At 72.1% G+C, this 22,310-nt stretch carries 16 protein-coding genes; 9 read left to right on the top strand and 7 right to left on the bottom strand.

The genetic code is table 11. The annotated features are described in order from the left end of the window. Nucleotides 1-5 precede the first annotated feature (5 nt). Together ACFZB9_RS03025 and rpsT are read right to left on the bottom strand one after the other, a co-directional pair. The gene (locus ACFZB9_RS03025; RefSeq protein ID WP_391443202.1) at nt 6-740 is read right to left on the bottom strand and encodes a hypothetical protein; all 735 of its coding nucleotides are present in this window, start codon (nt 738-740) and stop codon (nt 6-8) included. Nucleotides 741-1,114: 374 nt separating this feature from the next. Next, nucleotides 1,115-1,381: a 30S ribosomal protein S20 gene (gene rpsT / locus ACFZB9_RS03020; protein ID WP_391443200.1), complete on the bottom strand. Its 267-nt coding sequence runs from the start codon at nt 1,379-1,381 to the stop codon at nt 1,115-1,117. A 279-nt stretch (nt 1,382-1,660) separates the two neighbouring features. On the opposite strand from rpsT, the gene lepA reads away from it, so the two are divergent. Then, nucleotides 1,661-3,532 (top strand): translation elongation factor 4, encoded by a 1,872-nt coding sequence (lepA, locus tag ACFZB9_RS03015; protein WP_391443199.1) that lies wholly within the window; start codon nt 1,661-1,663, stop codon nt 3,530-3,532. Nucleotides 3,533-3,703: 171 nt separating this feature from the next. Here lepA and ACFZB9_RS03010 read toward each other — a convergent pair whose 3' ends face one another. Together ACFZB9_RS03010 and ACFZB9_RS03005 are read right to left on the bottom strand one after the other, a co-directional pair. Continuing rightward, nucleotides 3,704-5,590 (bottom strand): ABC transporter ATP-binding protein, encoded by a 1,887-nt coding sequence (locus ACFZB9_RS03010; protein WP_391443324.1) that lies wholly within the window; start codon nt 5,588-5,590, stop codon nt 3,704-3,706. Between the two features lie 104 nt (nt 5,591-5,694). Continuing rightward, nucleotides 5,695-7,428: an ABC transporter ATP-binding protein gene (locus ACFZB9_RS03005; RefSeq protein ID WP_391443198.1), complete on the bottom strand. Its 1,734-nt coding sequence runs from the start codon at nt 7,426-7,428 to the stop codon at nt 5,695-5,697. Between the two features lie 346 nt (nt 7,429-7,774). On the opposite strand from ACFZB9_RS03005, the gene ACFZB9_RS03000 reads away from it, so the two are divergent. Continuing rightward, on the top strand, nt 7,775-9,688 hold the full coding sequence (locus ACFZB9_RS03000; RefSeq protein WP_391443196.1) for an AMP-dependent synthetase/ligase: 1,914 nt from the start codon (nt 7,775-7,777) through the stop codon (nt 9,686-9,688). Nucleotides 9,689-9,798: 110 nt separating this feature from the next. Then, the gene (hemW, locus tag ACFZB9_RS02995; RefSeq protein ID WP_391443195.1) at nt 9,799-11,037 is read left to right on the top strand and encodes a radical SAM family heme chaperone HemW; all 1,239 of its coding nucleotides are present in this window, start codon (nt 9,799-9,801) and stop codon (nt 11,035-11,037) included. A gap of 26 nt (nt 11,038-11,063) precedes the next feature. On the opposite strand, the gene ACFZB9_RS02990 is transcribed toward hemW, so the two are convergent. The 3 genes from ACFZB9_RS02990 to htpX form a co-directional block, all read right to left on the bottom strand. After that, nucleotides 11,064-11,894 carry a DUF3097 domain-containing protein gene (locus ACFZB9_RS02990; RefSeq protein WP_391443193.1) on the bottom strand — a complete coding sequence of 277 codons (831 nt, stop codon included), beginning with the start codon at nt 11,892-11,894 and terminating at the stop codon, nt 11,064-11,066. Between the two features lie 55 nt (nt 11,895-11,949). Then, entirely contained in the window at nt 11,950-12,534 is a 585-nt protein-coding gene (locus ACFZB9_RS02985) for a hypothetical protein (RefSeq protein ID WP_327069297.1), read from the bottom strand. A gap of 66 nt (nt 12,535-12,600) precedes the next feature. Next, the gene (gene htpX, locus ACFZB9_RS02980) at nt 12,601-13,527 is read right to left on the bottom strand and encodes a zinc metalloprotease HtpX (protein ID WP_391443192.1); all 927 of its coding nucleotides are present in this window, start codon (nt 13,525-13,527) and stop codon (nt 12,601-12,603) included. 351 nt (nt 13,528-13,878) lie between these two features. Between htpX and hrcA the strand changes: the two genes are divergently transcribed. From hrcA to ACFZB9_RS02950, 6 genes are all read left to right on the top strand, one after another. Next, nucleotides 13,879-15,123 carry a heat-inducible transcriptional repressor HrcA gene (gene hrcA / locus ACFZB9_RS02975; protein ID WP_391443190.1) on the top strand — a complete coding sequence of 415 codons (1,245 nt, stop codon included), beginning with the start codon at nt 13,879-13,881 and terminating at the stop codon, nt 15,121-15,123. Between the two features lie 78 nt (nt 15,124-15,201). Continuing rightward, nucleotides 15,202-16,338, top strand: coding sequence for a molecular chaperone DnaJ (gene dnaJ, locus ACFZB9_RS02970; RefSeq protein WP_391443189.1), 1,137 nt, complete (start codon nt 15,202-15,204; stop codon nt 16,336-16,338). Nucleotides 16,339-16,452: 114 nt separating this feature from the next. After that, on the top strand, nt 16,453-17,202 hold the full coding sequence (locus ACFZB9_RS02965) for a 16S rRNA (uracil(1498)-N(3))-methyltransferase (protein ID WP_391443188.1): 750 nt from the start codon (nt 16,453-16,455) through the stop codon (nt 17,200-17,202). Nucleotides 17,203-17,310: 108 nt separating this feature from the next. Next, nucleotides 17,311-20,628 carry a PDZ domain-containing protein gene (locus ACFZB9_RS02960; protein WP_391443186.1) on the top strand — a complete coding sequence of 1,106 codons (3,318 nt, stop codon included), beginning with the start codon at nt 17,311-17,313 and terminating at the stop codon, nt 20,626-20,628. A gap of 147 nt (nt 20,629-20,775) precedes the next feature. Then, nucleotides 20,776-21,129 carry an HIT domain-containing protein gene (locus ACFZB9_RS02955; protein ID WP_391443185.1) on the top strand — a complete coding sequence of 118 codons (354 nt, stop codon included), beginning with the start codon at nt 20,776-20,778 and terminating at the stop codon, nt 21,127-21,129. A 2-nt stretch (nt 21,130-21,131) separates the two neighbouring features. After that, nucleotides 21,132-22,049, top strand: coding sequence for a ribonuclease Z (locus ACFZB9_RS02950; RefSeq protein ID WP_391443183.1), 918 nt, complete (start codon nt 21,132-21,134; stop codon nt 22,047-22,049). The last annotated feature ends 261 nt before the right edge of the window (nt 22,050-22,310 follow it).

The following is a 22,310-nucleotide window of genomic DNA, read 5'->3' as shown; positions in this document are numbered from 1 at the left end:
CACGCTCAGCCCCGGCCGCCCAGGGCTCGCAACGCGTCCCGGGTGTCGATCAGCAGCGCCTGGCGGATCGCGTCCCGGTCCGGCGGCGTCTGCGTGCCCTCCTGGTAGGAGCCCGACCAGTTCAGGTAGCACGTCATCGCGCCGTCACGCACGTAGAGCGTCTGCGTGAGGTAGTGCCGGCTGCGGTCCGCCCCGCTCTGGTCGTCCAGGTACGCGACGAAGGCCTCGTCGCCCAGCCCCGGGACGTCGCTCAGCTGGAACCGCCGTTGCGCGAACCCGGCGCGCTGCGCCTCGAACTCCGGTGCCGGGTTGACCGCGTGGTGCAGCTGGACCTCCAGGTAGAGGGTCACGTACCCGCTGTCGGTACCGACCTTCTTCAGGTACTCGCTGCAGTACATGTCGTCCAGCGCGCCGGCCCGCGTCGTGTAGTGGTACGGAGCGCCGCTCTGCACGGGGTAGAGCCGGCCGAACTGGTTCAGGCCCGCCGTCGCGCAGAGGTTGTCCGCCACCTGGTAGGGCCCGGTCGGGAGCGCGGCGGAGGGCGGTCTGACCATCGAGGGCACCGTCCACACCGCCACGGTCCAGGCCACCGAGGCCAGCAGCGCCCCGCCGAACCCCCACCGGGCCCCTCGCAGCAGCCGCCGCCCGCGCGCCTGCGGCCGCCCGGCCCCGGGCGGCGGTTGGCCCGGTATCGACGGGTGGCCGTAGCCGGGCGCGGCCTGCGAGGGTGGTGTCGACAAGAGCGGTCCCCCAGGGCGTGGCGGAGCGTGATGAGGTCGAACAGAGCGTGGCCGGACGCATGCCGCTCGACCCTATACCGCGCGCAGACGCGAAAACGCCGACAGATACCGCGCGCAGACGCGAAAACGCCGACAGATACCGCGCGCAGACGCGAAAACGCCGACAGGCGCCGTGGGCGTCCCGGGGAAGGGAACGAGCCACGGCGCCTGCCGGTCAAGCTGTGCACCGCACCCGCGTGGCGAACGCAGGCCGCGTGCGGTACGAGTCTGTGCGCCTCAGGGCTCCGGGTAGAGGGCCGGGGTCACCCGAGGAGTGCTGCGAAGGTCCTGCCGGGCCCGCCCGAGCGGCGGGCCCCAGGGCTGGAGCGCGAGGCTCAGGCCTGGGTGGCGACAACCTGCTTGGTGATCGCCGACTTCTTGTTGGCGGCCTGGTTCTTGTGGATGACGCCCTTGCTCACGGCCTTGTCGAGGGCCTTGGAGGCCTCGCGGGCCAGCACGGCGGCCTTCTCGGTCTCACCGGCGGCAGAGGCCTCGCGGGCCTTGCGCAGCGCGGTCTTCAGCGAGGACTTGACGGCCTTGTTGCGCAGGCGCGCCTTCTCGTTGGTCTTGTTGCGCTTGATCTGGGACTTGATGTTCGCCACGAAGGAGCCTCAGTCTTTGTCTGTGTTGTGGGCACCCCGAGCCCGGGGGCCAGGGGGTTCTACGGGTGTGACCTTCGCTTCCGCCAGGCTGAGAGGGCATGCCGAAAAGCGAGGTGCAGCGCCCCACGCTACCAGGGCCCTGCCGCGCCCCCCAAACCGGCGGGCGGCGGCGGGCTCGTGGGAAGATGGGCAGAACCCTGGTAGTGAGTGAGACATCCCAGGGCTCCTGGATCGGACGACAGCGTCCGGCCCACCGGACCAACGGAGAATCGGACCAAGGTGCCCGCGACCCCTACGAACGTGCCAGAGCCCAGCCGTACCGACCCGGCGCTGATCCGCAACTTCTGCATCATCGCCCACATCGACCACGGCAAGTCGACGCTCGCCGACCGGATGCTGCAGATCACCGGCGTGGTCGACCCGCGTCAGATGCGTGCCCAGTACCTCGACCGGATGGACATCGAGCGCGAGCGCGGCATCACCATCAAGTCGCAGGCGGTGCGCCTTCCCTGGGCCCCGCGGACCGGTGCCGATGAGGGTACGACCCACATCCTCAACATGATCGACACCCCCGGTCACGTGGACTTCACCTATGAGGTGTCCCGCTCGCTGGCGGCGTGCGAGGGCACCGTCCTGGTGGTGGACGCGGCCCAGGGCATCGAGGCGCAGACCCTGGCCAACCTCTACCTGGCCCTGGAGAACGACCTCACGATCATCCCGGTCCTCAACAAGATCGACCTGCCCGCCGCCCAGCCGGAGAAGTACGCGGCCGAACTCGCGCACATCATCGGCTGCGACCCGGAGGACGTGCTCAAGGTCAGCGCCAAGACCGGCCTGGGCGTCGAGGACCTGCTCGACCACGTGGTCGCGAAGATTCCCGCCCCGGTCGGCGTCAAGGACGCCCCGGCCCGCGCGATGATCTTCGACTCGGTCTACGACTCCTACCGGGGCGTGGTCACCTACGTCCGTGTGGTCGACGGTGAGCTGACCAAGCGCGAGCGGATCGCGATGATGTCCACCGGCGCCACCCACGAGCTGCTGGAGATCGGCGTCATCTCGCCCGAGCCCAAGGTCGCCAACGGCCTGGGCGTCGGCGAGGTGGGCTACATCATCACCGGCGTGAAGGACGTGCGGCAGTCCAAGGTCGGTGACACGATCACCTCGATGCACAAGGGGGCGACCGAGCCGCTGGGCGGCTACAAGGACCCGCGCCCGATGGTCTTCTCCGGCCTCTACCCGCTGGACGGCTCCGACTACCCGCTGCTGCGCGACGCGCTGGACAAGCTGCGGCTCAACGACGCCGCGCTGGTCTACGAGCCGGAGACCTCGGTCGCACTCGGCTTCGGCTACCGCTGTGGCTTCCTCGGCCTGCTCCACCTGGAGATCATCCGGGAGCGCCTGGAGCGCGAGTTCAACCTGGACCTGATCTCCACCGCCCCCAACGTGATCTACCGCGTGGCGATGGAGGACGGCACCGAGCACACCGTCACCAACCCGAGCGAGTTCCCCACCGGCAAGATCGCCGAGGTGTACGAGCCGGTGGTGCGCGGCACCATCCTGGCCCCGAACGAGTTCGTCGGCGCGATCATGGAGCTCTGCCAGGCCCGCCGCGGCAACCTGCAGGGCATGGACTACCTCTCCGAGGACCGGGTCGAGCTGCGCTACACGCTGCCGCTGGCCGAGATCGTCTTCGACTTCTTCGACCAGCTGAAGTCCAAGACCCGCGGCTACGGTTCGTTCGACTACGAGCCCATCGGCGAGCAGAGCGCCAGCCTGGTCAAGGTCGACATCCTGCTGCACGGTGACGCGGTGGACGCCTTCTCCGCCATCGTGCACAAGGACAAGGCCTACAACTACGGCGTCATGATGGCCGGGAAGCTGCAGAAGCTCATCCCGCGCCAGCAGTTCGAGGTGCCGATCCAGGCCGCGATCGGCTCCCGGGTGATCGCCCGTGAGACGGTCCGCGCGATCCGCAAGGACGTCCTCGCCAAGTGCTACGGCGGTGACATCTCCCGTAAGCGGAAGCTGCTGGAGAAGCAGAAGGAGGGCAAGAAGCGGATGAAGATGGTCGGCCGCGTGGAGGTCCCGCAGGAGGCCTTCATCGCCGCGCTGTCCACCGACTCCGACGCTCCCAAGGACGCCAAGAAGTAACCGGGTCCGCCCCAGGCGCCAAGACCGAAGGGGCCGCCGTCCGATCACTCGGACGGCGGCCCCTTCGGCGTGCCGGTCAGTGGCCCCCGGTCGGCCGGTCGGTGGCCCCCGGTCAGTGGGCCCCCGGTCGGTGGCCCCGGTCGGACAACCTCGGTCGGACAGTCTCGGCGATCAGTCCATCTCGGCGACGGCCTGGGCGAACTGCGCCTGGTAGAGCCGGTCGTAGGCCCCCTCGGCGGCGATCAGCTCGTCGTGCGTGCCCTGCTCGACGATCGCGCCGTTCTCCATCACCAGGATCACGTCCGCGTCGCGGATGGTGGACAGGCGGTGCGCGATGACGAAGCTGGTGCGGCCGCTGCGCAGCCGGGCCATGGCCCGCTGGATCAGCACCTCGGTACGGGTGTCGACCGAGCTGGTGGCCTCGTCCAGGACCAGGATGCTGGGCTGGGCGAGGAAGGCCCGGGCGATCGTGATGAGCTGCTTCTCGCCGGTGCTGACGTTGGTGCCCTCGTCGTCGATGACCGTCTCGTAGCCCTCGGGCAGGGTGCGCACGAAGCGGTCGACGTGGGCCGCCTTCGCGGCCTCGATCACCTGCTCGCGGGTGGCGCCGGTGGACCCGTAGGCGATGTTGTCGGCGATCGAGCCGCCGAACAGCCAGGTGTCCTGGAGCACCATGCCGATCCCGGAGCGCAGTTCCTCGCGGGACATTGCCGCGATGTCGACGCCGTCCAGCGTGATCCGTCCGCCGCTGACCTCGTAGAACCGCATCAGCAGGTTGACCAGGGTGGTCTTGCCGGCCCCGGTGGGACCGACGATGGCCACCGTCTGGCCGGGCTCCACCTTGAGCGAGAGGTCCTCGATCAGCGGCTTGTCGGCCGTGTACCGGAAGGCCACGTCCTCGAAGGAGACCAGGCCGCGCAGCTCGGCGGGCCGCTCCGGCTGCTGCGGCTCGGCGGACTGCTCCTCGGCGTCGAGCAGTTCGAAGACCCGCTCGGCCGAGGCGACGCCGGACTGCACCAGGTTGGCCATGCTGGCCACCTGGGCCAGCGGCTGGCTGAACTGGCGCGAGTACTGGATGAAGGCCTGCACGTCGCCGATGGTCAGCGCGCCGCTGGCCACCCGCAGACCGCCGACCACGGCCACCAGCACGTAGTTGATGTTGCCGATGAACATCATCGCGGGCTGGATGATGCCGGAGATGAACTGCGCCTTGAAGCTGGAGGCGAAGAGCTCCTCGTTCTCCTGCCGGAAGGTCTCGGCGGCCTCGTGCTGCCGGCCGAAGACCTTCACCAGGGCGTGGCCGGTGTACATCTCCTCGATGTGCGCGTTCAGCTTGCCGGTGGTCTTCCACTGGGCGACGAACTGCGGCTGGGCCCGCTTGCCGACCCGGGCGGCCACCAGGACCGACAGCGGCACCGAGATCAGCGCGATGAGGGCCAGCAGCCAGGAGATCCAGAACATCATCGCCAGCACGCCGACGATGGTGAGCACCGAGTTGATCACCTGGCTCATGGTCTGCTGCATCGACTGGCCGACGTTGTCGATGTCGTTGGTGACCCGGCTGAGCACCTCGCCGCGCGGCTGCTTGTCGAAGTAGCTCAGCGGCAACCGGCTGAGCTTGGCGTCCACGTCGCCGCGCAGCCGGTTGACCGAGCGGTTGACCGCGCGCGCCACCAGCCTGCCCTGCAGCACACCGAAGACGGACGAGAACACGTAGATCAGCAGCACCCAGAGCAGCACGGTGCCGATGGCGTCGAAGTCGATGCCCTGGCCGGGTGTGAAGTGCAGCGAGCGCAGCAGGTCGGCCTGCTTGCCGCCGCCGTGGATGACAGCCTGCAGCATCTGGGAGGTGCGGATGCGGTGCCCCATCACGCCCGCCACGATCAGGTCGGTGGCGTGACCGAGCACCTTGGGCCCGATCACGGCGCAGCCCACGCTGAGGGTGCCGAGCACCAGCAGGCCGACCAGCGAGGCCCGCTCCGCGGTGAGCAGTCCGAGCATCCGGCGGCTGGAGGCCTTGAAGTTCATCGACTTCTCGGCGCCGCCACCGGCCATCATGCGGCCGGGACCGGCGGGTCCCCGCCGGGCGGCCGCCTCCGTGGAAGCGGCGGCGGGCGCCTCCTTGTCCGGCTCGGCGTTGCCGCCGGGCTCCTGCGCGGTGGTCACGCCGCCTCCTGCTCGGTGAGCTGGGAGAGCACGATCTCCCGGTATGTCGGGTTGTCGGCCATCAGCTCGTGGTGCGTCCCGGTGCCGACGACCGCGCCCTCGTCCAGCACCACGATCCGGTCGGCGTCGCGGATGGTGCTCACCCGCTGGGCGACGATCACCACCGTCGCCTCGGCCGTCTCCTGGGCCAGCGCCGCGCGCAGCCTGGCGTCGGTGGCGTAGTCGAGCGCCGAGAAGGAGTCGTCGAACAGGTAGATCTCGGGCTTGCGGACCAGGGCCCGGGCGATCGCCAGGCGCTGGCGCTGGCCGCCGGAGACGTTGCTGCCGCCCTGGGCGATCGGGGCTTCGAGGCCGCCCTCCAGGCGCTCCACGAAGTCCTTGGCCTGCGCGGTCTCCAGCGCGCGCCAGAGCTCCTCGTCGGTGGCGTCGGGCTTGCCGTAGCGCAGGTTGCTGGCCACCGTGCCGGTGAAGAGGTACGGCTTCTGCGGGACCAGGCCGACCAGTTCGGCCATCGTGGCCGGCGCGATCTCGCGCACGTTCACCCCGTTGACCAGCACCTGGCCGTCGGTGGCGTCGATCAGCCGGGGGATCAGGCTGAGCAGGGTGCTCTTGCCGCTGCCGGTGCTGCCGATCACGGCGGTGGTCTCGCCGGGACGGGCGGTGAACGCTATCCCGCGCAGCACCGAGGCCTCGGCACCCGGGAAGCGGAAGTCGACGTCGCGTACTTCGAGGTGGCCGTGCTGACGCAGCTCGGTGACCGGTGCGGTCGGTGGCACCACGCTGGACTCGGTGTCGAGCACCTCGACGATGCGCTCGGCGCAGACCTCGGCCCGCGGAATCATCATGAACATGAAGGTGGCCATCATGACGCTCATGAGGATCTGCATCAGGTAGGACAGGAAGGCCGTCAGGGCCCCGATCTGCATGCCGCCGCTGTCGATCCGGTGCGCGCCGAACCAGAGCACGGCGATGCTGGAGACGTTCACCACCAGCATCACGGACGGGAACATGAAGGCCATCAGCCGGCCGGTGCGCAGCGAGAAGTCGGTCAGTTGGTCGTTGGCGCCGCCGAACCGCTCCTGCTCGTGGCCGTCCTTGACGAACGCGCGGATCACCCGGATGCCGGTGATCTGCTCGCGCAGGATCCGGTTGACCGCGTCGATCCGCACCTGCATGCCCCGGAAGGCCGGGCGCAGCTTGCGCACCATCAGGTAGATCACCAGGCCGAGCAGCGGGACCACGACGATCAGCAGGCTGGAGAGCGGGACGTCCTGGTTGAGCGCCATGACGATGCCGCCCACGCACATGATCGGCGCGGCGACCAGCAGCGTGAACGAGGTCAGCACCAGCATCTGGACCTGCTGGACGTCGTTGGTGGTGCGGGTGATCAGTGAGGGCGCGCCGAACTGGCCGACCTCGCGGGCCGAGAAGCTCTGCACCTGGTCGAAGACCGAGGTCCGCAGGTCCCGGCCGATCGCCATGGCGGTGCGGGCGCCGAAGTAGACGGCGCCGACCGAGCAGATCACCTGGACGAGGGTGACCCCGAGCATCACGCCGCCGATCCGCATGATGTAGCCGGTGTCGCCCTTGATCACCCCGCTGTCGATGATGTCGGCGTTGAGGGTGGGCAGGTACAGCGTGGCGATGGTGGATACCAGCTGGAGCAGGACCAGGAGCAGGATGGGTTTGGTATAGGGCCTTAGATGGGCCCTCAGGAGTCTGATCAGCACTCGGACACTCTCGTTGTCGACGGGAGGATTCGCACCCTCATTTTGTGCCTTCCCACCGCAGGGTTGCGGCGTTATCACTCGATCCGGCCGGGGCCGGGCCGGATCGCTGTGCTCGTCCCCGATCGGTGAACGGCCCGGTGTCCGCCACCGTTTCGCTGCACTGGTGCCTTTGGGACGTGTCAGACATTCGTGCCCTCTTAACAGGGGCGCCCTGTTGGGCCTAGGCTGTCGCCAGTCTTGTTACCCGCCAGTTAATTACTCGCCGGTTACCAAGCCCGTCGGGTGGTCCACCCCTCAGCCCCCGTACGGAATCCACCCTCGGCCACCTGGTCCCCCGGAGGTCTCGTTGAGTTCAGCGCAGTCCGTCATCGGCTCCGACAAGATCGCCGGGCGCCCGGCCTCAGTGGCGCATCTCTTTCTCAGTAGGGTAGAGGCCACCCCGGACGACGAGGCATACCGGTTCCCCGTTCCGGTCGACGAGCACGCGGCCGACGGTGCGCCGGGCGCCGAGCAGTGGCGTTCGCTCAGTTGGGCGCAGACCGCCGTGCGGGTGCAGCAGATCGCGGCCGGCCTGATGTCCCTGGGCATCGAGCCCGAGGACCGGGTGGCGATCGCCGCCTCGACCCGGGTCGAGTGGATCCTGGCCGACCTCGGCAACATGTGCGCGGGCGCCGCCACCACCACCGTCTACCCGAGCACCAACGCCGACGAGACCGGCTTCATCCTCGCCAACTCCGGCAGCCGGGCGATCTTCGCCGAGAACGCCGCCCAGTTCGCCAAGGTGGTCGACCAGCGCGACCAACTGCCCGGGCTGGCCACGGTGATCCTCTTCGACGCCCCGGCCGAGCGGCCCGAGGCCGAGGGCCTGACCGTGCTCACCCTGGCCGAGCTGGAGGAGCGCGGCGCGGCCCACCTCAAGGAGCACCCGCAGGCCGTCCGCGAGGCGGTCGACGCGCTGGACCCCGAGCAGCTCGCCACCCTGATCTACACCTCCGGCACCACCGGGCGCCCCAAGGGCGTGCGCCTGGTGCACGACTGCTGGGCCTACGAGGGCATCGCGCAGCAGGAGAGCGGTCTGCTGCGCGCCGAGGACGTGCAGTTCATGTGGCTGCCGCTGTCCCACGTCTTCGGCAAGACGCTGATCTCGGGCCAGATCGCCACCGGCCACGTGATGGCGGTGGACGGCCGGGTCGACCGGATCATCCACAACCTGCCGGTCATCAAGCCCACCCTGATGGCCTCCGCGCCGCGGATCTTCGAGAAGGTCTACAACGGCATCGCGGGCCGGGCCAGAGCAGAGGGCGGGGCCAAGTACAAGATCTTCCTCTGGGCGGCCAGGGTGGCCCGCGAGTACGCCCGCACCACCCAGGCCAACCGGATCGCCACCGGCCGCGACAGCGCTCCGCTGGCCCTGTCGGTGCAGCACGCGATCGCCGACAAGCTGGTCTACGCCAAGATCCGCACGGCTTTCGGCGGGCGGCTGCGCGGCTCGGTCTCCGGCAGCGCCGCGCTGGCCCCCGAGATCGGCTACTTCTTCATGGGTGCCGGTGTGCCGATCCTGGAGGGCTACGGGCTCAGCGAGACCAGCGCCGGCTCGGCGGTCAACCCCGCCGAGGACGTCCGGATCGGCACCGTGGGCCTGCCGCTGCCCGGCACCGAGGTCCGGATCGCCGAGGACGGCGAGATCCTGCTGCGCGGCCCCGGTGTGATGCGCGGCTACCACGAGGACCCCGAGCGGACCGCCGAGGTGCTGGAGGCGGACGGCTGGTTCCACACCGGCGACATCGGCGAGCTGGGCCCCGGCGGGTACCTGCGGATCACCGACCGCAAGAAGGACATGTTCAAGACCTCCGGCGGCAAGTACGTCGCGCCCAGCGAGGTCGAGGGCAAGTTCAAGGCGCTCTGCCCGTTCGTCAGCAACATCCTGGTGATCGGCAGCGGCCGAAACTTCTGCACCGCGCTGATCGCGCTGGACGAGCCGGTGATCATGCAGTGGGCCGCCGAGCACGGCCAGAAGGGCCGGAGCTACGCCGAGGTGGTCGGCTCGCCCGAGGTGAGGACCCTGATCGAGGGCTTCGTCAAGAAGCTCAACGGCGAGCTGCAGCGCTGGCAGACGATCAAGAAGTTCAGCATCCTGCCGCGTGACCTGGACATCGAGCACGGCGAGCTGACCCCGAGCCTGAAGATCAAGCGCCCGGTGGTCGAGCGGACCTACGCCGAGACCGTCGCGGAGATGTACGCGGGCGCCAACGAGGCCTGAGGCACCCACGGTCCGGGTGCGGCGCGACATTCGGCCGCTCGGTGGGCTGCTCCTGCACCGCGTCGCAGCCCAGTCGCGGGGTAACCCGCGCCGTACCGGACAATGGACGCATGCCCTCCGCACTCCCCGACGGCGAACCCGTGCCGTCCGATGGTTCGCTGCCCGCCCACGCCCTGACGGGGCTGGGCGAGCGGCCCTTCGGCTTCTATCTGCACGTGCCGTACTGCGCCACCCGCTGCGGCTACTGCGACTTCAACACCTACACCGCCACCGAGCTGCACGCGCAGGCCGGACGCGGCCCCGTTGCCACGCAGGAGACGTACGCGCAGAACCTGATCGGCGAGATCCGGCTGGCCCGCAAGGTGCTGGGCGCGGTCGACCTGCCGGTGCGCACCGTCTTCCTCGGCGGCGGCACGCCGACCCTGCTGCCGGCCCGCGACCTGGTGGCGATGCTGGCCGCGATCCGGGAGGAGTTCGGGCTCGCCGCGGACGCCGAGGTGACCACCGAGGCCAACCCCGAGTCGGTCGACCCGGCCTATCTGACCGAGCTGCGCGAGGGCGGCTTCAACCGGATCTCCTTCGGGATGCAGAGTGCCCGGCCGCACGTGCTCAAGGTGCTCGACCGCCACCACACGCCCGGCCGTCCGGAGGCCTGCGTCGCCGAGGCCCGCGCGGCCGGCTTCGACCACGTCAACCTGGACCTCATCTACGGCACACCGGGGGAGTCCGACCAGGACTGGCAGGCCTCGCTGGCGGCCGCCATCGGCGCCGGGCCCGACCACGTCTCCGCCTACTCGCTGATCGTCGAGGAGGGCACCCGGCTGGCCGGCCGGATCAAGCGCGGCGAACTGCCGATGGTCGACGACGACGTGCACGCGGACCGCTACCTGATCGCCGAGCAGGCGCTCAGCGAGGCGGGCTACGCCTGGTACGAGGTCTCCAACTGGGCCACCACCGAGGCCGGGCGCTGCCGGCACAACGAGCTCTACTGGACCGGCGGCGACTGGTGGGGCGCCGGCCCGGGGGCGCACAGCCACGTGGGCGGCGTGCGTTGGTGGAACGCCAAGCACCCCGCCGCCTACGCCCAGGCGCTCGCCGAGGGCCGCACGCCGGCCCAGGGGCGCGAGGTGCTGCCGGCCGAGGACCAGCGGGTCGAGCGGATCCTGCTGGAGCTGCGCCTGGTCGACGGCTGTCCGCTCGACCTGCTCACCGCCGCCGGGCTGCGCGCGGCCGAACAGGCGCTGGCGGACGGCCTGCTGGCCGCCGAGCCGTTCGCCGCCGGACGGGCCGCGCTGACCCTGCGCGGGCGCCTGCTGGCCGACGCGGTGGTGCGGGACCTGGTGGACTGAGACCCGGCGGCGGGCCAGGTCGGGTCCTAGTGCCCGGGTTCCGTGACGAAATCGATCAACTCTTCGACCCGGCCGAGCAGGGCCGGCTCCAGGTCCTTGAACGAGTTCACCGAGGCCAGGATCCGCTTCCAGGCGGCCGGGGTCTCCACCGGCCAGCCCAGGCGGCGGCAGATGCCCTCCTTCCAGACCTCCCCGTAGGGCACGTCCGGCCAGCCGGGGATGCCCACGCTGGCCGGCTTGACGGCCTGCCAGATGTCGATGAACGGGTGGCCCACCACCAGGACGGCCTCGCCGGTGACCGCCGAGGCGATCCGGTGCTCCTTGGTGCCGGGCAGCAGGTGGTCCACCAGCACGCCCAGCCGCCGCTGCGGGCCCGGGCCGAACTCGGCCACGATGGCGGGCAGGTCGTCGATGCCCTCCAGGTACTCGACCACCACGCCCTCGATCCGCAGGTCGTCGCCCCAGACCCGCTCGACGAGTTCGGCGTCGTGCCGGCCCTCGACGTAGATCCGCGACTCGCGGGCGACCCGGGCCCGGGCGCCGGGGACGGCGACCGAGCCGGAGGCGGTGCGGGCGGGACCGCGGGCAGGGGCCGGCCCGCTCGGGCGGACCAGGGTGACCACCTGGCCGTCCAGCAGGAACCCGCGCGGCACCAGGGGGAAGACCCGGTGCTTGCCGAACCGGTCCTCCAGGGTGACGGTCGGTCCCTCGGCGGTCTTCTCGCAGCGCACCACCGCGCCGCAGAAACCGGTGGCGGCCTCCTCGACCACCAGGTCCCGCTCGGCGGCCACCTCGGGGGCGGGCTTCTGCCGCTTCCACGGCGGGGTGAGGTCGGGACCGTACTGAGTGCTGCGCATGGAGGGAACTATAGGAAATCCCCTCCGCGAGGCCGGCTCCGACGGCCCGTCAGGCTCACAGTCCGGGCGCGCCCCAGACCGGGAACCAGCGGCTCAGGTCGTTCTCCAGTCGCAGGTCGTTGCCGAGCATCGCCTTCACCTGGAGCTCCAGCGGGCTGTTGCGCCGCTCGCCGCCGCCGGGCATCGGGGCGAAGGGGTAGAAGGAGCCGCGCTTGTAGAGGTAGACCAGCGCCAGCGACTGCCCGGCCTCGTTGCGGAAGCCGACCAGGGAGCAGAGCAGCTGCGGACCGAAGCCGTTGGCCTCCAGCTCGCTGTTGACCGCGTGCAGGTCGTTGACCAGCTCCGGCAGCTCCTCGGGGGTGTGCCGGGCCAGCAGCCAGGAGTAGCCGTACTCGTCGCGGCTGGCCTCGACCGGGGTGCCGCCGTTCGGCGTGTCGGCGTCCAGCAGGGCCCGGACCTGGCGCTCCACCTCGCCGAACGCGCCGCCCTCGACCGCGGCGAAGCAGACCGAGCCGAGCCCGGTGGGCGTGAAGCCGGCGGCGGCCTCCAGGGTCAGGGCGGCCGAGGGCACACCGAAGAGCTGGTCGAGGTCCGGCTTGACCGGCTTGGTCCGGCCGAGCAGCGAGTCCAGGAATCCCACGGGTTGTTCCTTCCAAGGGGGCGCTCCCCAGCGCGGGGCCGGGGAGCGCGGCGGGGTGACCGGAGGTCAGCGTCCCAGTTCGGCGGAGATCTTGCCCAGCTGCTCCAGGCGCTGCTCCAGGCTGGGGTGCGTGGAGAGCAGCTGCGTGGCCGCCTCCTTGGCGCTGAGCGCGGGGGCGAAGTAGAAGGCGTTGTACGGCTGGGCCCGGCGCAGGTCCTGGGTCGGGATCGCGGCGATCTGCCCGGTCACCTTGGTCAGCGCCGAGGCCAGCGCGCTGGGCCGGCCGGTGAGCTGGGCCGCGGCCCGGTCGGCGGCCAGCTCGCGGTAGCGCGAGAGCAGCCGGGTGAGCAGGAAGCTGAGCGCGTAGACGACCATGCTGACCAGCGGGATGATGATCATCGCGATCGCGGCGCTGTCATTGTTGTTGTTGTTCCGGTTGCCGCCGCCCATCATGCCGCTGTAGAGCGCGATCCGGGTGATCGCGCCGGCCAGCACACCGAGGAAGCCGGCCACCGTCATCACCGCGACGTCCCGGTGCGCCACGTGCGAGAGCTCGTGCGCCAGCACGCCCTCCAGCTCCTCCGGCTCCAGGCGGCGCAGCAGCCCGGTGGTCACGCAGACCACGGCGTTCTGCGGGTTGCGGCCGGTGGCGAAGGCGTTGGGCATGTCGTTGTCGGCCACCGCGACGCGCGGCTTGGGCATGTCGGCCAGCGCGCAGAGCCGGTCGATGGTGCCGTGCAGCTGCGGGTACTGCTCCGGGGTGACCGCGTGGGCGCCCATCGCCCGCTCGGTGATCTTGTCGCTGAACCAGAACTGCGCGACGAAGAGCCCGCCCATCAGCAGGACGATCAGTGGCCAGGCGCCCCGCAGCAGGACGATCAGCACACCCGTGAAGCCGACGTAGAGCAGCCCGATCAGGAACATCGTGGTGACCATCCGACCGGTCAGTCCACGATCGGGCGCAAAGCGGGTGTGGGGGCCGGACGCCGACATGGCTGCTCCTCTTGGTCCTTCAAGTTATCCAGCGGGTTTTCCGTCGCCCGAGCGGCCCTTTCGGCGCTCGGGTGTCAGTTGCTATCGATGCTGCCACTTCGTCCGGCGCCGGGCACCACCCGGCCCGGAGACGTTCGCTCCAGGCGTGTCGTGCCCAGCGGACCGGGGTGCCATGCGGAGTGATCCGCGCGGCATCCCGGGCCAGGGCGTTCCTGCGATCGGACCCGGGCCTTACACTGGCAGGTACGGTTTTGGCACTCGTCCGGGCAGAGTGCCAAGCCGATCACCGGGCAGTACTTGTCAGGGCAGGACCTGGTACCTGGACAACGCGCGAAGAGGGAGGTGCGTGCCATGTTCGACGAACCCGATTCCGATCCGCGTCCGACCGGCCGCGAGCCGGCGGCCGGCAGTCCACCGGCCACCGGGGCCGCGAGAGTTCAGCGCACCGCCGCAGGCCCTCGGGCAACGGCCAAGGCCGCGCCGACGCGTAGTGGCGGCGGCACGCGCTCTGCCGCGCGCGGGTCCGCCGCGCCCGCCGCGCGCCCCGGTGGCGGCGAGCCGGCCGGCCTGGAGGTCCGCCAGCTCGACGAGCGCAAGCTCTCCGTGCTGCGCGCCATCGTGCAGGACTACGTCGGCACCGAGGAGCCGGTGGGCTCCAAGGCGCTGGTCGAGCGGCACAACCTCGGCGTCTCCCCGGCCACCGTGCGCAATGACATGGCCACCCTCGAAGAGGACGGCTACATCCAGCAGCCGCACACCAGCGCCGGCCGGATCCCGACCGACAAGGGCTACCGGCTCTTCGTCGACCGGCTGGCCGAGGTCAAGCCGATGAGCGCCCCCGAGCGGCGCGCGATCCGGCACTTCCTGGACGGTGCGGTCGACCTGGACGACGTGGTCGCCCGCACGGTGCGGCTGCTGGCCCAGCTGACCCGCCAGGTCGCGGTGGTCCAGTACCCCTCGCTGACCCGATCCACGGTCCGGCACATCGAGCTGGTCGCGCTGGCCCCGGCCAAGGTGATGCTGGTGCTGATCACCAACACCGGCCGGGTCGAGCAGCGGATGGTCGACTGCCCGGGCCCGGTGCGCGAGAGCACCCTGGCCGACCTGCGCGCCCGGCTCAACGCCCGGGCCGGCGGCCGGCGCTTCCCCGACGTCCCGTCCCTGGTGGAGGATCTGCCCGCGGCCTTCGAGCCGGCCGAGCGGCCGATCGTCTCCACCGTGCTCTCCACGCTCTTCGAGTCCCTGGTGGAGCAGAACGAGGAGCGGATCATGCTGGCCGGCACGGCCAACCTGACCCGCTTCGGCCATGACTTCCCGCTCACCATCCAGCCGGTGCTGGAGGCGCTGGAGGAGCACATGGTCCTGCTGCGCCTGCTCGGTGAGACCAACGAGGCCGGCATGACCGTGCGGATCGGCCGGGAGAACGAGTACGAGGGTCTGAACTCCACCTCGGTCGTCTCGGTCGGCTACGGCTCGGGCGACGAGAGCGTCGCCAAGCTGGGTGTGATCGGTCCCACCCGGATGGATTACCCCGGCACCATGGGGGCGGTGCGGGCGGTCGCCCGGTATGTGGGGCAGATCCTGGCAGAGTCCTAACCGGTTCTTGCGTACATTGAGTGGCGCAGGAGCAGTACCAGCAGCACTTTTCTAGAGGCGGAACAAGCGGAGTATTTGGTGGCCACGGACTACTACGCGGTACTCGGCGTCCGACGGGACGCGGGGCAGGACGAGATCAAGAAGGCGTTCCGGCGCCTTGCCCGTGAACTGCACCCGGACGTCAACCCGGACCCGAAGACGCAGGAGCGGTTCAAGGAGATCAACGCCGCTTACGAGGTGCTCTCCGATCCGCAGAAGCGGCAGGTCTACGACCTGGGCGGGGACCCGCTCTCGCCGGGCGGCGGCGGGGGCGGCTTCGGCGGCGGTGCGGCGGGCTTCGGCTTCTCCGACATCATGGACGCCTTCTTCGGGGCGGCCTCGGGCCAGCGCGGCCCGCGCTCGCGCACCCGGCGCGGTCAGGACGCGATGATCCGCCTGGAGATCACCCTGGATGAGGCCGCCTTCGGCACCACCAAGGAACTCCAGGTCGACACCGCCGTCACCTGCACCACCTGCAGTGGCGAGGGCGCGGCCCCCGGCACCTCGGCCCAGACCTGCGACATGTGCCGCGGCAAGGGCGAGGTCTCCCAGGTCACCCGCTCCTTCCTGGGCCAGGTCATGACCTCGCGCCCGTGCCCGCAGTGTCAGGGCTTCGGCACCGTCGTGCCCACCCCGTGCCCGGAGTGCGCGGGCGACGGCCGGGTCCGGGCCCGGCGCACGCTGACCGTCAAGATCCCCGCCGGGGTCGACAACGGCACCCGGATCCAGCTGGCCGGCGAGGGCGAGGTCGGCCCCGGTGGTGGTCCGGCCGGTGACCTCTACGTGGAGATCGCCGAGATCAACCACCCGACCTTCCAGCGCCGCGGCGACGACCTGCACTGCACGGTCACCATCCCGATGACGGCGGCCTCGCTCGGCACCCAGGTGCCGCTGCAGACCCTGGACGGTCTGGAGGAGGTCGACATCCGGCCCGGCACCCAGTCCGGGCAGTCGATCCCGCTGCACGGGCGGGGCGTCACCCACCTGCGCGGGGGAGGCCGGGGCGACCTGATAGTGCATGTCGAGGTCCAGACGCCGACCAAGCTCGACCCCGAGCAGGAGGACCTGCTGCGCCGCCTCGCGGTGCTGCGCGGCGAGGAGCGGCCCTCGGGCCAGTTCTCGCCCGGGCAGCAGGGGCTCTTCTCCCGGCTGAAGGACGCCTTCAACGGCCGCTGAGCGGCGACCAGTTCATCGGCAGGGGTGGGCCTGGAGCAACAGCCAGGCCCACCCCGACCCGTTTCGGGGGCCGACCCGTTTTCGAGGCCCGACCCGTTCCGAGGAAAGCGCGCCATGACCGCACCCGTCTTCGTCGTCGAGACCGCCCTGCTGGCCACCGCCGCGGCCGGGCACTCCATCCGCCTGGACGGACCGGAGGGCCGGCACGCGGCCGCCGTCAAGCGCCTGCTGCCCGGCGAGGCCGTGACCCTGACCGACGGCCTGGGGCTGGGCGGCCACGGCACCGTGACCGCCGTGCACGGCAAGGACGCGCTCGACGTCACGCTCACCGACGTGCGCACCGAGGCCGAGCCGCGGCCGCGGATCACCGTGGTCCAGGCCCTGCCCAAGGGGGACCGGGGCGAGCTGGCGGTGGAGACGATGACCGAGGTCGGCGTCGACGTGGTGATCCCGTGGTCGGCCTCGCGCTGCATCACCCAGTGGAAGGGCGACCGGGGCGCCAAGGCGCTGGCCAAGTGGCGCTCCACCGCGCGCGAGGCGGGCAAGCAGGCCCGCCGGCTGCGCTTTCCCGAGGTGCGCGAGCCGATGACGACCCGCCAGCTGGCACCGCTGCTGGCCGCCGCCGCGTTCGCGGCCGTGCTGCACGAGGAGGGGGCCGAACCGCTGGCCACCGCCGCGCTGCCGGCCGAGGGCGACCTGGTGCTGATCGTCGGCCCGGAGGGCGGGGTGAGCCCGGAGGAGCTGGCGGCCTTCGCGGAGGCCGGCGCGCGGCCCTACCGGCTGGGCCCCTCGGTGCTGCGCACCTCCACCGCGGGGGTGGCGGCGGGCGCCCTGCTGCTGGGCCGCACCGGCCGCTGGTCCTGATCCCGCGGCGCCGCTGAACCCGCGCCGTGGGCGATCTCCGCTCCTCGCGGGTCCAGGGCTCCTGGGAATCACTGGTGGCACCCGCCTGGCGCTGCATAACCTGACGCCGTGACGGAATCCGAGAGCACCTCTGCCGGCGCCTACCTGCGCCACCCGCACCTGCACGGCGACCTGGTGACCTTTGTCGCCGAGGACGACATCTGGCTCGCCCCGCTGGACGGTGGCCGGGCCTGGCGGCTGACCGCGGACCGCTCCCCGGTCTCCCACCCGCGCTTCTCGCCGGACGGCCGCTCGGTCGCCTGGACCTCCACCCGGGACGGCTCGGCGGAGATCCACCTCGCGCCGGTCGACGGCGGCGAGGCCCGGCGGCTGACCCACTGGGGCCACACCAGCCGGACCCTGCTGCGCGGCTGGACCCCGCAGGGCGAGCCGGTGGCGGTCACCAGCGCCGGTCAGTCGACGCCCCGGCAGGCCTGGGCCTTCGCGGTCCCGCTGGACGGCGGCGAGCCGCGCCGGCTGCCGTTCGGGCCGATCGGGCATCTCGCCTTCGAGGCCGCCGGCACGAGCCCGCGGACGGATGCCGACCAAGCCCCCGGGGACCGGGTGCTGCTGCTCTCCGCCTACAGCGCCGAGCCCGCCCGCTGGAAGCGCTACCGCGGCGGCACCGCCGGGCGGCTGTGGATCGGCACGGTGGGCGGAGAGTTCGGCCGCCTGCACCGCGAGCTCGACGGCAACATCGAGTCCCCGCTCTGGGTGGGCGACCGGATCGCCTTCCTGAGCGACCACGAGGGCAGCGGCCACCTCTACTCCAGCCGTCCCGACGGCTCGGACCTGCGCCGCCACACCCACCCCTCGGCCGACGCCCCGTTCTACGCCCGCAACGCCGCCACCGACGGCACCCGGGTCGTCTGGCACAGCGGCGGCGAGCTGTGGCTGCTGGACCGGCTGGACGGCGTGGCCCAGCCGCGCCGCCTGGAGGTGCGCCCGGCCGGTCCGCGCACCGGCCGCCGCCCCTACCCGCTGCCGGCCGCCGGACGCCTGTCCGTCGCCGCCCCGGACGCCACCGGGCGCGCCGCCGCCGTGGTGGTGCGCGGCACCGTGCACTGGCTGACCCACCGCGAGGGCCCGGCCCGGGTGCTGGCCGAGACCCCGGGGGCGCGTGCCCGGCTGGCCCGGGTGGTGCCGGCCACCGAGGCGGGCGGCCCGCAGGGCGCGCTGTGGGTGACCGACGCCGAGGGTGACGACGCGCTGGAGTACGCCCCGGACGTGCTGGCCGGCGAGCGGCGCCGGTACGCCGCCGGCGGCCTGGGCCGGGTGCTCGGCCTGCAGGTCGCCCCGGACGGCCGGCACGCCGCGGTCGCCGCCGACGACGGCCGGCTGCTGCTGGTCGCGCTGGCCGACGGGGCCGTGCGCGAGCTGGCCCGCAGCGTGGACGGCGAGGTCAGCGGGCTGGCCTTCGCCCCGGACTCGGGCTGGCTGGCCTGGTCCCAGCCGACCCTGGGCCCCTGGATGCTGCGCCAGATCATGCTGGCGAACCTCGCCTCGGGGGAGGTCGGCGAGGCCACCCCGCAGCGCTTCATCGACACCTCGCCCGCCTTCACCGCCGACGGCAAGCACCTCGCCTTCCTGTCGATGCGCAACTTCGACCCGGTCTACGACGCGCACAGCTTCGACCTGGGCTTCCCCACCGGCGCCCGGCCCTACCTGCTGACGCTGGCCGCCGACACCCCCTCGCCGTTCGGGCCCCGCCGTGGCGGCCGCCCGGTGGACGGGGCGCAGGAGAGCGCCGGGACGCCCGAGCCCAAGCCCGAGCAGTCCGAGGCGGGGGAGCAGCCGGGCGCGGAGGCCACCGAGGGCGCGCCGCCGCCCGCCACCGTGGTGGACCTGGTGGGGCTGGCCGACCGGATCGTGCCGTTCCCGGTCGAGGGCGGCCGGTTCGGCGGGCTGCGGGCGGCCAAGGACGGCGTGCTGTGGACCCGCTACCAGGTGATCGGCGAGCTCGGTGACGACGCGGCCACGCCGGAGGACGACCGCCCGGGCCCGGTGCTGGAGCGCTACGACCTGGCCAAGCTGCGGGTCGAGCAGCTGCTGGACAGTCTGGACACCTTCGCGGTCAGCGCGGACGGCAACCGGCTGGCCGTGCTGGACGGCGGCGAGCTGCGGATCGTGCCGGCCGACCGCAAGGCCGCCGAGGAGGACGAGACCCGGGTGGACCTGGCGCGGCTGCGGGTCACCGTCGACCCGGCCGGCGAGTGGCGCCAGATGTTCGACGAGAACGGCCGCCTGATGCGCGACAACTTCTGGCGCGCCGACCTCGGCGGCGTGGACTGGGCCGGGGTGCTGGTGCGCTACCGCCCGCTGGTCGAGCGGCTGGGCTCGCACGACGACCTGGTCGACCTGCTCTGGGAGGTGGTCGGCGAACTCGGCACCTCGCACGCCTATGTCTCGCCGCCCGGGCGGGCCGCGCCCGGCGCGCGGCCGCAGGGCCTGCTCGGCGCCGACCTGGTGCGCGACGGTGAGGTGTGGCGGATCGCCCGGATCCTGCCCGGCGAGTCCTCCGACCCCAGGGCCCGCTCCCCGCTGATGGCCCCCGGCGTCGCGGTGCGGGCCGGCGACGCGCTGCTGGCCGTGGACGGGCGCCCGGTCGACCCGGTGACCGGACCGGCCCCGCTGCTGGCCGGCACCGCCGGGCAGCCGGTGGAGCTGACCGTCCGGCGGGCCGACGGCACCGTGCGCCACCCGGTGGCCGTCCCGCTCGCCGACGACGAGGCGCTGCGCTACCACGACTGGGTGGCGGGGCGGCGGGCCGAGGTGCGCAGCCTCTCCGCGGGGCGGCTCGGCTACCTGCACATCCCGGACATGATGAGCGCCGGCTGGGCCCAGCTCCACCGCGACCTGCGGGTGGAGCTGGCCAAGGAGGGCCTGCTGGTCGACCTGCGGGAGAACCGCGGTGGCCACACCTCGCAGCTGATCCTGGAGAAGCTCTCCCGCCGGATCATCGGCTGGGGCCGCGGCCGCGGTCTGGCCACCGCCGAGCCCTACCCGGGCGAGGCGCCGCGCGGACCGGTGGTGGCCCTGGCCGACGAGCACGCCGGCTCGGACGGCGACATCGTCAACGCCGCGATCCAGGCGCTCGGCATCGGCCCGGTGGTCGGCACCCGGACCTGGGGCGGGGTGATCGGCATCGACAGCCGCTACAGCCTGGTGGACGGCACCTCGGTGACCCAGCCCAAGTACGCGACCTGGCTGGAGGGCTACGGCTGGGGCCTGGAGAACCGCGGGGTCACCCCGGACGTCGAGGTGCCGATCGCCCCGCACCACTGGGCGGCCGGGCAGGACCCGCAGCTGGCCGAGGCGGTGCGGATCGCGCTGGACAGCCTGGCGACCACGCCCGCCAAGACGCCGCCGCCGCTGCCCGAGCTCTGAGCGGTCGCCGCAGGGCGCAGCGGCCCGGGTGTTGCGGCCGGGCCGGGCGGGAGGTTCCCGCCCGGCCCGCGGGCCCGGGCGGCTCGGCTAGGCTGCCGTTCCGTCAGACCATCAGATGCCAACGACGTAGCGCGAAGGAGCCCCCGGATGTCCGGCGAGCCGCAGGCGGACTGCCTGTTCTGCAAGATCGTGGCGGGTGAGATCCCGGCCACCGTGGTCCGCAAGACCGAGCGCACCATCGCCATCCGGGACATCAACCCGCAGGCGCCCACCCACGTCCTGGTGATGCCCCGGGCGCACTACCCGAACGCCCCCGAGCTCGCCGCCGCCGAGCCGCTGGTCGCCGCCGAGCTGCTCACCGAGGCCGCCGAGGTCGCCGCCGAGGAGGGGATCGCCGACTACCGGCTGATCCTCAACGTCGGGGCGGGCGCCGGTCAGACGGTCTTCCACGTCCACGTCCACGTGCTCGGCGGCAAGCCGCTGCGTGAGGGCATGGTCTGACGGTGTCGCAGCGCGAACTCGTCGTCCTCGGTACGGCCAGCCAGGTGCCGACCAGGCACCGCAACCACAACGGCTACCTGCTGCGCTGGGACGGCGAGGGCCTGCTCTTCGACCCGGGGGAGGGCACGCAGCGCCAGATGCAGTACGCCGGGGTCTCGGCCACCGACCTGACCCGGATCTGCGTCACCCACTTCCACGGTGACCACAGTCTGGGTCTGGCCGGGGTGGTCCAGCGGATCAACCTGGACCAGGTCCCGCACCCGGTGCACGCCTACTACCCGGCGAGCGGCCAGGTCTTCTTCGACCGGCTGCGCCGGGCCACGGCCTTCCACGAGACGGCCGAGCTGCGCCCGCACCCGGTCGCCGAGGCGGGCGTGCTGCCCGCCGAGGGCGCGCCGTTCACGCTGGAGGCGGTGCGGCTCTCGCACCCGGTGGAGGCCTTCGGCTACCGCCTGACCGAGCCCGACGGGCGCCGCCTGCTGCCCGCGCGGCTGGCCGCCCTCGGCATCGCCGGTCCGGCGGTCGGCCGGCTGCAGCGCGAGGGCGCCGTCGAGGTGGACGGGCGCCGGGTCACCCTGGCGGAGGTCAGCGAGGTGCGGCGCGGCCAGCGCTTCGCCTTCGTGATGGACACCCGGCTCTGCCCGGGCGCGCAGGCCCTGGCCGAGGGCGTGGACCTGCTGGTGATCGAGGCGACCTTCCTGACCGCCGACGCCCGGCTCGCCGAGGAGCACGGCCACCTGACCGCCGCCCAGGCCGCCCGGCTGGCCGCCGAGGCGGGGGTGCGGACCCTGGTGCTGACCCACTTCTCGCAGCGCTACCCGGACCTGGCCGGTCACCTGGCCGAGGCCCGCGAGCACTTCGACGGCGAGTTGGTGATCGCCGAGGACCTCGCCCGGGTGCCGGTGCCACCGCGCCGGTGACGCCGACGGCGAGCCGTCGGGGGCGGGCGGTCCGAGGGGCACAGCGGGCTCCCGGGGGATTGCGGGGGATTGCGGGGGAGGCGAAAAGCGTTGGCGTCCCTCCCGGAACTGGCCCACCATCGATCGGGCCGCGTCACAGCGAACACGTGCGCGGCGTACCCTGGTGACCCCGGAACCGACCGAGTGGCACCCCGAGACACGGATTGGGATGAGGCAGGCCTCAGCGCCGACCCATGAGCGAACCGATGAGTGACACCGCAC

It is taken from the genome of Kitasatospora sp. NPDC008050 (genome assembly GCF_042957465.1).
Classification (GTDB): domain Bacteria; phylum Actinomycetota; class Actinomycetes; order Streptomycetales; family Streptomycetaceae; genus Kitasatospora.
Note: the sequence above shows the minus strand (reverse complement) of the source record. Positions and strands in the feature narration are given on the sequence as shown.

Bases quoted from the DNA above. Each gene is read 5' to 3' on its own strand.
- hemW (WP_391443195.1), top strand. From the start codon at position 9,799: ATGCCCTCCGCACTCCCCGACGGCGAACCCGTGCCGTCCGATGGTTCG.
- ACFZB9_RS03010 (WP_391443324.1), bottom strand. From the start codon at position 5,590: ATGATGGCCGGTGGCGGCGCCGAGAAGTCGATGAACTTCAAGGCCTCC.
- ACFZB9_RS02990 (WP_391443193.1), bottom strand. From the start codon at position 11,894: ATGCGCAGCACTCAGTACGGTCCCGACCTCACCCCGCCGTGGAAGCGG.
- hrcA (WP_391443190.1), top strand. From the start codon at position 13,879: ATGTTCGACGAACCCGATTCCGATCCGCGTCCGACCGGCCGCGAGCCG.
- ACFZB9_RS02965 (WP_391443188.1), top strand. From the start codon at position 16,453: ATGACCGCACCCGTCTTCGTCGTCGAGACCGCCCTGCTGGCCACCGCC.
- htpX (WP_391443192.1), bottom strand. From the start codon at position 13,527: ATGTCGGCGTCCGGCCCCCACACCCGCTTTGCGCCCGATCGTGGACTG.
- ACFZB9_RS02955 (WP_391443185.1), top strand. From the start codon at position 20,776: ATGTCCGGCGAGCCGCAGGCGGACTGCCTGTTCTGCAAGATCGTGGCG.